The 11,063-nt window shown below is 61.5% G+C and carries 10 protein-coding genes; 6 read left to right on the top strand and 4 right to left on the bottom strand.

The features are described from left to right. Window positions 1–76: 76 nt before the first annotated feature. Window positions 77–736 (bottom strand): methyltransferase family protein, encoded by a 660-nt coding sequence (locus tag ACM6I7_RS11060; RefSeq protein WP_096795888.1) that lies wholly within the window; start codon window positions 734–736, stop codon window positions 77–79. Between the two features lie 311 nt (window positions 737–1,047). On the opposite strand from ACM6I7_RS11060, the gene ACM6I7_RS11055 reads away from it, so the two are divergent. Both ACM6I7_RS11055 and ACM6I7_RS11050 read left to right on the top strand, forming a co-directional pair. Next, window positions 1,048–1,845: an SDR family NAD(P)-dependent oxidoreductase gene (locus tag ACM6I7_RS11055; RefSeq protein ID WP_027613242.1), complete on the top strand. Its 798-nt coding sequence runs from the start codon at window positions 1,048–1,050 to the stop codon at window positions 1,843–1,845. Window positions 1,846–1,875: 30 nt separating this feature from the next. Further along, window positions 1,876–2,286, top strand: coding sequence for an SRPBCC family protein (locus ACM6I7_RS11050; protein ID WP_414888561.1), 411 nt, complete (start codon window positions 1,876–1,878; stop codon window positions 2,284–2,286). Window positions 2,287–2,413: 127 nt separating this feature from the next. On the opposite strand, the gene ACM6I7_RS11045 is transcribed toward ACM6I7_RS11050, so the two are convergent. Both ACM6I7_RS11045 and ACM6I7_RS11040 read right to left on the bottom strand, forming a co-directional pair. Continuing rightward, window positions 2,414–3,808 carry a sensor histidine kinase gene (locus tag ACM6I7_RS11045; protein WP_064587057.1) on the bottom strand — a complete coding sequence of 465 codons (1,395 nt, stop codon included), beginning with the start codon at window positions 3,806–3,808 and terminating at the stop codon, window positions 2,414–2,416. Continuing rightward, a complete protein-coding gene (locus ACM6I7_RS11040; RefSeq protein ID WP_027613239.1) occupies window positions 3,786–4,469 on the bottom strand; it encodes a response regulator transcription factor in 684 nt (227 codons plus the stop codon). The genes ACM6I7_RS11045 and ACM6I7_RS11040 overlap by 23 nt, the downstream gene beginning before the upstream one ends. Window positions 4,470–4,776: 307 nt before the next feature. Here ACM6I7_RS11040 and ACM6I7_RS11035 point away from each other — a divergent pair, with 307 nt between their 5' ends. The 4 genes from ACM6I7_RS11035 (at window position 4,777) to hcnC (ending at window position 9,125) form a co-directional block, all read left to right on the top strand. Continuing rightward, window positions 4,777–5,718: a hypothetical protein gene (locus ACM6I7_RS11035; protein ID WP_027613238.1), complete on the top strand. Its 942-nt coding sequence runs from the start codon at window positions 4,777–4,779 to the stop codon at window positions 5,716–5,718. A gap of 434 nt (window positions 5,719–6,152) precedes the next feature. Continuing rightward, entirely contained in the window at window positions 6,153–6,467 is a 315-nt protein-coding gene (gene hcnA / locus ACM6I7_RS11030; protein ID WP_027613237.1) for a cyanide-forming glycine dehydrogenase subunit HcnA, read from the top strand. After that, window positions 6,464–7,873, top strand: a complete 1,410-nt coding sequence (gene hcnB, locus ACM6I7_RS11025) for a cyanide-forming glycine dehydrogenase subunit HcnB (protein ID WP_096795891.1) — start codon at window positions 6,464–6,466, stop codon at window positions 7,871–7,873. Before hcnA ends, hcnB begins: the two co-directional genes overlap by 4 nt. Further along, on the top strand, window positions 7,866–9,125 hold the full coding sequence (gene hcnC / locus ACM6I7_RS11020) for a cyanide-forming glycine dehydrogenase subunit HcnC (RefSeq protein ID WP_096795892.1): 1,260 nt from the start codon (window positions 7,866–7,868) through the stop codon (window positions 9,123–9,125). Before hcnB ends, hcnC begins: the two co-directional genes overlap by 8 nt. Before the next feature lie 123 nt (window positions 9,126–9,248). On the opposite strand, the gene ACM6I7_RS11015 is transcribed toward hcnC, so the two are convergent. Beyond that, window positions 9,249–11,057, bottom strand: coding sequence for a monovalent cation:proton antiporter-2 (CPA2) family protein (locus ACM6I7_RS11015; protein WP_285374889.1), 1,809 nt, complete (start codon window positions 11,055–11,057; stop codon window positions 9,249–9,251). Window positions 11,058–11,063 lie beyond the last annotated feature (6 nt).

Below are 11,063 nucleotides of genomic sequence, written 5' to 3'. Positions count from 1 at the left end.
TTCGATCAATGTCGGGCCGTAAATGTTGCCCGCTATCCAACACTGCAGGAGCCGGTTCAGTCTGCTGGTGATGGCGTCAGTAAACCCCCGGCAACAATCGCCAGCTGCGCGCGCAATAAGCCTCGTACTCAGCACCAAACTGCCCGCGCAGCAGCGCCTCTTCCGAGTGAATACGTGCGATCAGTGGAATCAGCGTCAGCGCCGCCAGAATCAACCCGACACTGGAACGAAACGCCAGCGCCCAGCCCACGGCGTTGACCACCAATCCCAGATAGCTCGGATTGCGCAGGCGTGTGTAAATGCCGTCGGTGACCAGCCGATGCCCCGGCTGAATCGCCACCAGGCCGCTGAACCGACGGCCCAGCACAAACACCGGCCACAGCCGCAGCGTGCCACCGACGATAAACAGCAAGGCGCCGAGCCAGCGCACGCCTTCAGCGCCGAAGGTCCAGAAGTCGATGCGATCGCAGTACGCCGGGAGAAAACCGCTGACCAGACCGATCACGCCGAACGCCGGAATCACCCAGCGATTGGCGCGGTCCTCGCGCTCGCCCGAACTCATGTTCACGTCGGTGAACAGCGACGCCACCACCATCAGCACCGTGGCCAGCGCCACCAGCACCAGCGCCCCATGCGAAAAGAACACCGCCGGCCCACCAATGCCCCACACCGCCAGGCCCAGGTAGGCGAGGGTGGCGAGCACCGCAACCACGGTCATTTGCGCAGACATTTTCATGATCATCTCTTGAAAAGCGGCTGATCCTTTCAGTGTAGGACGCCGCTGAACCCGCGTAGGTCCCGGATCAGTCACCTTGAAGCCGGATGTCCCGGCCCCGTCGTGAGCAAGCCCACTCCCATCCTTGATCCGGGCCAGCCCGAGAGCCTCCATCCACCGACAATCCCTAGTGGGAGCGGGCTTGCTCGCGTAGGCGTCGGATCGGTCGTGACCAGTCTTTGGTCGGCAACGCCTTCATCCGGCCAACATCGCGTCTACGCTGATCCATTCCTTCTATTTGTCCGTGTATTGCCCATCAAAGAGGTGAACCCATGAAAATCGACTTGAGTGGAAAACTGGCCATCGTCAGCGGCAGCACGGGTGGCATTGGTCTGGGCATCAGTCAGTCACTGGCCGAGGCCGGAGCCACGGTTGTGGTGATCGGGCGTGAAACGGCCAAGGTCGAGCAAGCGCTGGCGAGCATTCGCCAGCAGGTGCCGGGTGCGCAACTTCGCGGTCTGACGGCCGACCTGGGCACTGCCGAAGGTGCGGAAAAACTGTTCGCCGCTGAACCGCGCGCAGACATTCTGGTGAACAACCTCGGCATTTTCGACGCCGTGGATTTCTTCGACACCCCGGACAGCGAGTGGACGCGTTTCTACGAGGTCAACGTGATTTCCGGCGTGCGCCTGTCGCGGCATTACGTGCCGGCGATGGTCGAGCAGGGCTGGGGACGGGTGATTTTCCTGTCCTCGGAATCCGGTGTGGCGACCCCGGCCGACATGCTTAATTACGGCGTGACCAAAAGCGCTAACCTTGCGGTGTCCCATGGCCTGGCCAAGCGTCTGGCGGGCACCGGTGTGACGGTCAATGCGATCCTGCCGGGGCCGACGTTTACCGGTGGCGTGGAACACATGCTCAAGGATGCTGCGGCCGAGTCCGGCCGTAATCTGCGTGAAGAGGCTGATGCGTTTGTGCGCAGAGCGCGGCCGACGTCGATCATCCAGCGGGTGGCCGATGTTGCCGAGGTGGCGCATCTGGTTACGTACATCGCTTCGCCGTTTTCCTCCGCCACCACTGGCGCGGCCTTGCGCGTGGATGGCGGTGTAGTCGACAGTATGGCGATCTGAACCGCGAAGACTCTGGAGAAACGTTTATTTATGGCAACTGCATCAGCAACCATCGACATCCCGGCTTCGGCCGATCAGGTCTGGCAATTGATCGGCGGCTTCAACACGCTGCCGGACTGGCTGCCGTTGATTCCCAAGAGTGAACTGAGCGAAGGCGGACGCGTGCGCACCCTGCAAACCGCCGACGGCGCGGTGGTGATCGAGCGTCTGCAAGCGTTCGACAACGCTGCCAGGACCTACAGCTACTCGATCGAACAGGCACCGTTCCCGGCGACTGACTATCTGGCGACGATCAAGGTTGAAGCTCAGGGGCAGGGCGCTCGAGTGACGTGGTCGGGACGCTTCAACGCCAAGGGCGTGAGCGATGGGGAAGTGGTGGCGCTGTTCAACGGTATCTATCAGGGTGGCCTTGAGGCGCTGCGGGCCAACTATCCAGCCTGATTGAACGCCACAAAAACCCTTGTAGGAGTGAGCCTGCTCGCGATAGCGGTCGATCATTCAACAATTATGTTGGCTGACCCACCGATATCGCGAGCAGGCTCACTCCTACAATGCAGCGCGGTGATTCTCAGGACTGCGAGATCAAACTCTGCCGACAATCCAGCACCAGCTTCGCGCCCCCCAGCTCACTGCTGCCCACCTCAAGATTGAAGCCATGCAGGCTGACAATCGCCGCGACAATCGACAAGCCCAGGCCAAAGCCGCTCTGCGGTTGCCCGCCCTCGGCACGATAGAAACGCTGGAACACCGCCTCACGCTCGGCTTCGGGAATCCCGGGGCCGGAGTCGTGGACTTCGATCCGCGTATGCCCACCGTCATTCACTCCGCGCAAAATCACCGTACCGCCTGCCGGGGTGAACTTGATCGAGTTGCTCAACAGATTCGCCAGCGCCTCGAACAGCAACGCTCGGTCGCCATTGAGCGGCGGCAGGGTTTCCGGCATGTTCAGCACGAACAGCAGCTCGCCTTCCTCGGCCAGCGGCAGGTAAAACTCATGCAGTTCTTCGAGCAATTGCACCGGATCGAGCTCGACAAAACCTGAGCGCCGCTGACGGTCTTCCAGCTCGGAAATCCGCAGCAACCCGCGAAACCGCGCCATCAGCGTATCGGCCTCGGCCAGCACCAGATCCAGTTGCGCCGCTTCCTGCGAACCCTCACCAGCCTGCTGTTGCATGCGATACAACTGCGCGCGCAAACGCGTCAGCGGCGTGCGCAAATCGTGGGCGATGTTGTCGCACACACCTTTGACTTCATGCATCAGCCGTTCGATGCGATCGAGCATGGCGTTGACGATGGCGGCGAGCATGTCCAGTTCGTCGCGGCGGTTGGACAGCGGCAAACGGTGGGTCAGGTCGCCGGCGACAATCGCCTGGGCGCTGTCTTGAATCGCGCGGATGCGGCGCATTGGTCGGCGGCGCAGCAAATGCCAACCGGCAATCCCCGGCAGAATCGTCAGTGATACCCCCCAGAACAACGCGTGCAGAATGATCCGCGTGACCGCGAACAACGAACCGTTATCGCGCAACAACACCAGCCAGCGACCGTCGCGGGTCTGAGTCGCCACCGCGTCGCAGCTGTCGGCGGGCAGGGTCGGGTCATCGGAATCGGCGCAGTCATCCAGGGTGTGGATCTTGCCATCCAGCGGCAGGCCTTCGGGCAGTTGCTGCAAGGCACCGCCGAGGTAAACGCCCTGGGCGTCGAACAGGCCATAGGCGTCGATGCCGCGGATGTCAAAGGTCATGCTGGCGGCGAGTGCTTCTTCCAGCTGTTCCCCGCGAAAGTGCGAAAACAGATGCTGACGTTGCATCAACGAATGCTTGGCGAGGTTATCGAGATAGCTGGAGACCTCGAAATACATGACCCCCATGAGGATCGCGCTCCAGGCCACGAACAGCGAACTGTACAGCGCCAGCAAGCGGCTGCTGGAGGAGCGCCAGCCGTCAGACGGGTTCGGCAATGACATAACCCGAGCCCCGTACCGTGCGAATCAGCGGAACATTGCCCGCCGCGTCGATCTTCTTGCGCAGACGACCGATGTGTACGTCGATCAGGTTGGTGCCCGGGTCGAAATGATAGCCCCAGACTTCTTCGAAAATCATCATCCGCGACAGGATCTGCCCGCTGTTGCGCATGAGAAATTCCAGCAGCTTGTATTCGGTGGGCAGCAGCGTCAGGACCTGCCCGGCGCGGCGTGCTTCGTGGCTGATCAAATCCAGTTCGAGGTCGGCGACCTGCAACGTGGTGGCCTGAGTGGCAACGCTGTTCTGGCGGCGCAGCAGCACTTCCACACGTGCGGCCATCTCATCGGTGGCGAACGGTTTGGTCAGGTAATCATCGCCGCCGGCGCGCAAGCCGCGCACGCGCTCATCGACATCGGAGAGGGCGCTGATCATCAGAATCGGCGTGGCCACGCCCATGGTGCGCAGGGTGGTGACGATCGCCAGGCCATCGAGTTCCGGCAGCATGCGGTCGAGGGTGATCAGGTCGTAGTTGCCGCTGACGGCGCGGTCGAGGCCTTCGCGGCCATTGTCGACCCAATCCACTTGCAGGCCGTGGCTGCTGAGTTCGGCGACGATTTCACGGGCAGTCACGGCGTCGTCTTCGATGGTCAAAATACGCGTCATAGGGCAGGCCTTGATCGGTTCAAACGGAATGGCTGCATTTTGCCAAGTATTTTGCGTCGCGCTTTAAATTAACTTTCATGTATAGCCTGTCACAAACGTCAATTCGGGGCGCTTCGCGGCGTTGGCGTCAATGCATAAAACCCGCTGCTTTCCGTCCATTGTTGCAAATTGCAATGAATGTAGAAGTTCAGTCTTTTTAAATCGTTGAAATTGAAAGATTTATTTCGTGCTCTCGACTGGCACGGTCGCTGCAATTCATCTCGTGACGAGTTGTAACACCATTTTTCATGCCTGGAGCACTACAACAATGAATAGATCCTCTGATGGGTTTTATCCTGCCTTCGAAGGAGAGTCGAGCAACGTGTCAGGCGTGTCCTGGGGCGCGATTTTCGCGGGCGCAGCGGCGGCCGCAGCACTGTCGATGATTTTAGTGCTGCTTGGCTTCGGTTTGGGATTCTCTGCCGTTTCACCTTGGGCCGGGGAGGGCATCAGCGCCAAGGGTCTGGGAATTTCGACGATTGTCTGGCTGGCGGCGACGCAAATCATCGCCTCCGGTCTGGGTGGCTACATCGCCGGTCGGCTGCGGGTGAAGTGGGCCAACATGCACGGGGATGAAGTGTATTTTCGTGATACTGCCCATGGCTTCCTCGCCTGGTGTGTGGCCACGCTGGTCACCGCAGTATTGGTAGTCGGCTCGGTCAGCAGTGTGATCAGTGGCGGTGTGCAGGCCGGTGCCAGTGTCGCCGGTGGCGCAGCGGCAGCCGCGACTCAGGCTGCCGGTAGCGCAGCGGCCAACACTGACAGCAATCAGTACGGTTACTACATCGACAATCTGTTCCGCGATGACCGTCCAGCATCGGTCAGTGATGATGCCGCCCATGGCGCCGTAGCGCGGATCTTCGCCCAGAGCCTGGCCAACGGCCAACTCAGTCCGGAAGACCGTACCTACCTCGCGCAACTGGTCGCACAACGAACCAATCTGAGTCAGGCCGACGCCGAGAAGCGTGTCGATGAAGTGTATGCCCGCACTCAGAAGGCCATCGCCGACGCCAAAGTCAAAGCCCAACAGGCTGCCGACACCGCTGCGAAAGTTGCTGCCTGGACCTCGCTGTGGATGTTCATCGCGTTGCTGGCCGGTGCGTTCTTCGCCAGTCTCGCCGCCACCTTCGGCGGTCGTCGCCGGGATGCGGTCGAGTACGTTGAAGTCGAGACCTACGCCACCACGACCACTCTGCCTCCAGTCCGTTAACAAGGAGAATCACCATGCGCTCTCTATTACTGTTTTTCCTCGGTGTGCCAATCCCGATCATCATCCTGATCGCCCTGTTCGTACACTGATTCCAATGCTCCATTGAGGCCCATGCCTCGGCCGCTTTCACTTCACGGTGAAAGCGGCTTTTTGCTTTCTGGCGTGCACCATTCGTCTTCTTCAACCGAATCGTTGAACAATCCGACCGCTTTCACTGGCCTGGATCAATATTCGCGTTTGTAACTTCCCCTAACGTAAATGTTCCAGGCCTTCGCTGAGGTTTGAACTACAGTGCTTCACGCGCACTTTGCTGCGCTGACGAAGTACCCGCGAGCCCGCCTGTAATCGAACAATTAAACGGGCCGCACGGTGTAGAGCAGCAAGGAGCTGACGCAATACCTTCCCCCTGAACCTTTTCACGGATGAACTTCGTAATGCACTGCCTAGAACGCACTTTCGATATCCAGCCCCTGACCCAGGCGGATATGACCGTCCACATCAATGGTCAACCGGTGACGGCGGCCATTGGCGAAACCGTCCTGAGCGTTATCCAGTCCCTTGGCGTGCGCCAGGTCGCACGCAACGACCATGGCCAGATCAGCGGCGCCTACTGCGGCATGGGTGTGTGCCAGTGCTGCCTGGTGAAGATCAACGGCCGCCACAAGCGCCGTGCCTGCCAGACCGTGGTGCGCGACGGCATGCAGATCGAAACCCAGGTCAACCGCATCAACGAGCAGGAGGTCGTATGAGCCTGCAACCGGTGATCGTCGGCGGTGGTCCGGCGGGAATGGCGGCGGCCATCGAGCTGGCGCGTCATGGGGTGCGCTGCACCTTGCTCGAAGAGGCCTCGCGTCTTGGTGGCGTGGTCTATCGCGGGCCACTGCGCGACGGCGTGCAACTGGATTATCTGGGGCCGCGCTATTCCGAAGCCCTGAGCAAACTGCACGGTGATTTCCAGGAACAGTCCGGGTTGATCGACGTGCGCCTCAATCATCGCGTGGTCGGCGCCGAAGGCACCCGCGCGCTGGTGGTGCTCGACGGCGACGAGCAGCTGCACGAGATCGAATATCCGCAATTGCTGCTGGCCGCCGGCTGCCACGAACGCAGCGTGCCGTTTCCCGGCTGGACCCTGCCGGGGGTGATCATGCTCGGCGGCCTGCAACTGCAAATCAAAAGTGGCGTGGTCAAGCCGCAGGGGCCGGTGGTCATCGCCGGTACCGGGCCGTTGCTGCCATTGGTGGCAACGCAGCTGCACGCGTCCGGCGTCAAGGTCGCGGGTGTGTACGAAGCCTGCGCCTTCGGCAAGATCGCCCGCGAAAGCCTGGCGTTGCTGAACAAGCCGCAGCTGTTCCTCGACGGTTTGAGCATGCTCGCTTACCTGAAACTGCACGGCATCCCGATGAACTACGGCTGGGGCGTGGTCGAAGCCCACGGCGACGGCGAGCTGAAAAGCGTCACCGTGGCACCTTACTCGGCCACCTGGGAGCCGGACCTGACGCGCATCGAGCGCTTCGAAGCGCAGACCCTGGCGGTCGGTTACGGCTTCATTCCGCGCACCCAGCTCAGTCAGCAGATGGGCCTCGATCACGGTTTCAGCGACGACGGTTACCTGCGCGCCAATTCGAACAACTGGCAGCAAAGCAACGAGCCGCACGTGCATCTGGCCGGTGACATGGGCGGGATTCGCGGTGGTGAAGCGGCGATGCTCGCCGGCAAGATCGCCGCGACCTCGATCCTCCTGCAACGCGGGGTGATCGAAGAAGAGCTGGCGCGGGTTCGCCGCGATCGTTATCTGGGCAAACTCAAATCCATCGTGCGCTTCCGTGCGGCCGTCGACCGTTACACCGAACGCGGTGTCGGCCAGACCGCTTTGCCGGCCGCCGACACCGTGATCTGCCGCTGCGAACACGCCACCCGCGCGGACATCGATCTGGCGCTGGAGCAGGGCGTGCAAGACATCGCCAGCCTGAAGATGCGCACCCGCATCAGCATGGGCGATTGTCAGGGGCGGATGTGTGTCGGCTACTGCAGCGACCGTCTGCGTCAGGCCACCGGGCGCAAGGACGTCGGCTGGCTGCGTCCGCGTTTCCCGATTGATCCGATCCCTTTTTCCGCGTTCCAGTCCGTCGGCACGGAGGCCGCATCCCATGAGTAAGTTCTATGACGTGATCATTGCCGGCGGCGGCGTGATCGGGGCGTCCTGCGCCTATCAATTGTCCAAGCGCCAGGGCCTCAAGGTGGCGGTGATCGACGCCAAGCGCCCGGGCAACGCGACCCGCGCTTCGGCCGGAGGCTTGTGGGCCATCGGCGAGTCGGTGGGGCTGGGCTGCGGGGTGATTTTCTTCCGCATGATGTCGGCCAACCGCAAGCGCGAAACCCAGGGCGCGGCGGTCGCGGTGGACGCCAGCACGCCGCACATCCTGCCGGAGTCCTTCTTCGATTTCGCCTTGCAGTCCAATGCGCTGTACCCGGCGCTGCATCGCGAGCTGAAGGACAGGCACGGGATGGATTTCAAGTTCGAAAAGACCGGGCTGAAGTTCGTCATCTATGACGACGAAGACCGGCTCTACGCCGAGCACATCGTCAGTTGCATTCCGCATCTGGCCGATCAGGTACGCTGGCTCGATCAGGCGGCGCTGCGTGAAGCGGAACCGAGCGTCAGCCATGAGGCCCGTGGCGCGCTGGAGTTTCTTTGCGATCACCAGGTCAGCCCGTTCCGTCTCGCCGACGCCTACATGGAAGGCGCGCGGCAGAATGGCGTCGACATCTTCGTCAACACCAACGTCACCGGTGTGTTGCACCACGGCAGCCGCGTGACTGGCGTGCAGACGGCCGAGGAGGGCGTGTTCCACTGCAAGACGCTGATCAACGCCGCTGGTGCCTGGGCGGCGGACTTGAGCGAGTGGGCGACGGGGATTCGTATCCCGGTAAAACCGGTCAAGGGCCAGATTCTGCTGACCGAACGCATGCCGAAGATCCTCAACGGCTGCCTGACCACTAGCGACTGCTATGTGGCACAGAAGGACAACGGCGAGATCCTGATCGGCAGCACCACCGAAGACAAAGGCTTCGACGTCACCACCACCTACCCGGAAATCGCCGGACTGGTGCAGGGCGCGGTGCGGTGCCTGCCGGAACTCAAGGACGTCAATCTAAAGCGCACCTGGGCCGGATTGCGTCCGGGCTCGCCGGATGAGCTGCCGATCCTCGGGCCGATGCGTGGGGTGGAGGGTTACCTGAATGCCTGCGGACATTTCCGCACCGGTATTCTGACCTCAGCGATCACTGGCGTGCTGCTGGACAAACTGGTCAATCAGGAGGCGCTGCCGCTGGATATCACACCGTTCCTGGCGGATCGGTTTGAGGTGGCGCCGGTCAAGCAAGAACGTGAATTGGAAATGGCCTAAGTCCATCCACAATTCCTGTAGGAGTGAGCCTGCTCGCGATGGCGGTGTGTCAGTAACAGAGATGGCTACTGATAGATTGCAATCGCGAGCAGGCTCACTCCTACAATTGGAATTGTGGTGAATTCAGACCTTGCGCGCTTCTTCTTCCAGTTGATCCGACTCGAACAACCGCGCCAGTTCCGCTCGGGCTTCCTGGGCGGTCTGCAGGACTTTGGCGGCGTCGTCGTAGACCGCGTGCTGGGCTTCCAGCACCTGTTCGTCATGGTGTTTGAAACGCTTGATCCGCGCATCGGCCTGGGCCTGGGTCAGACCGAGGCCGACCAGGGTACGGCGGCTCATTTCCAGGCTGGAGTAATAGGTCTCGCGAATCGCTTCGGCGCCGACATCGACCAGGCGGTGCACGTGCTGACGGTTACGTGCGCGAGCGATGATCTTCATGTGCGGATACAGCTTGCGCACGATCTCGGCGGTCTTGATGTTGGTCTCCGGATCATCCGTGGCAATCACGAAATACTCCGCCTCGCCAACCTTCGCCGCATTGAGGATTTCCGGGCGCATCGGGTCGCCGTAGAACACCGGCACGCCGCCAAAACTGCGCGACAGTTCGATGGTTTCCACCGAGGTGTCCAGCGCCACGAACTTGATGTTCTGCGCACGCAGAATCCGCGCCACGATCTGGCCCATTCGCCCCATGCCGGCAATCACCACGCGCGGTGCCTCGGTGTCGATTTCGCGGAATTTCTCCGGCACCTCCACTGGCTGCACTTTCGGGCTGACCAATCGTGCACAGATCAACAGCAGCAACGGCGTCAAGGCCATCGACAGAGTGATGGTCAGTACCAGCAGGTCATACAGGCGCGGTTCGAACAGGCCCTGATCGCGCCCGATCTTGAACACCACAAAGGCAAATTCACCGCCGGCGGCGAGCACGATACCCAAGCGAATCGCACTGATTTTGGTCAGCCCACCGGCCAGACGCCCGACCACAAACAGCAGCGGCAACTTCAAGCCGATCAGCAGCAGCGTCAGGCCCAGCACAGTGATCGGCGCACTCAGCAGCAGACTCAGGTTGGCGCCCATGCCGACGCTGATGAAAAACAGCCCGAGCAGCAGGCCTTTGAACGGCTCGATCTGCGCTTCCAGTTCATGGCGATACTCCGAGTCCGCCAGCAGCAGGCCGGCGAGGAAAGCCCCGAGGGCCATCGACACGCCGACCAGATCCATCAGCCACGCCGTACCGATCACCACCAGCAAGGCGGTGGCGGTGGAGACCTCCGGCAGACCGGTTTTCGCCACTACGCGAAATACCGGGCGTAGCAGATAACGTCCACCGACTACCACCACGGCGATCCCGCCGAGCACTTGCAAACCGTGGTTCAGGCTTTCCGCGTTGCTGCTGGCGTGGGCGCTGCCGGCGAGCATCGGCACCAGCGCGATCAACGGGATCGCGGCGATGTCCTGAAACAGCAGAATCGCAAACGCCAGTCGCCCGTGGGGGCTGGTCAGTTCCTTGCGCTCGGCCAGGCTTTGCAGGCCGAATGCGGTGGACGACAGCGCCAGGCCAAGACCGAGCACGATCGCACTGTTCAGCGGCTGACCGAACACATACAACGCCAGCACGCCGATCACTGCCGCCGTCAGCAGCACCTGCGCCAGACCTACGCCGAACACCGACTTGCGCATCACCCACAAGCGACGGGGTGACAGCTCAAGGCCAATGATGAACAACAGCAACACCACGCCCAGTTCGGAAATATGCGCAACGCTCTGCGGATTGCCGATCAGGCCGAGCACCGACGGGCCGATGATCACCCCCGCCAACAGATAACCGAGCACCGCACCCAGTTGCAGACGCTTGGCCAGTGGCACGGTGAGCACGGCTGCGAAGAGAAACACGACAGCGGCTTGTAACAGGTTGCCTTCATGGGGCATGGGTTG

The sequence above is a fragment of the Pseudomonas sp. IT-93MI4 genome, from assembly GCF_949767635.1.
Taxonomy (GTDB): domain Bacteria; phylum Pseudomonadota; class Gammaproteobacteria; order Pseudomonadales; family Pseudomonadaceae; genus Aquipseudomonas; species Aquipseudomonas putida_A.
Note: the sequence above shows the minus strand (reverse complement) of the source record. Positions and strands in the feature narration are given on the sequence as shown.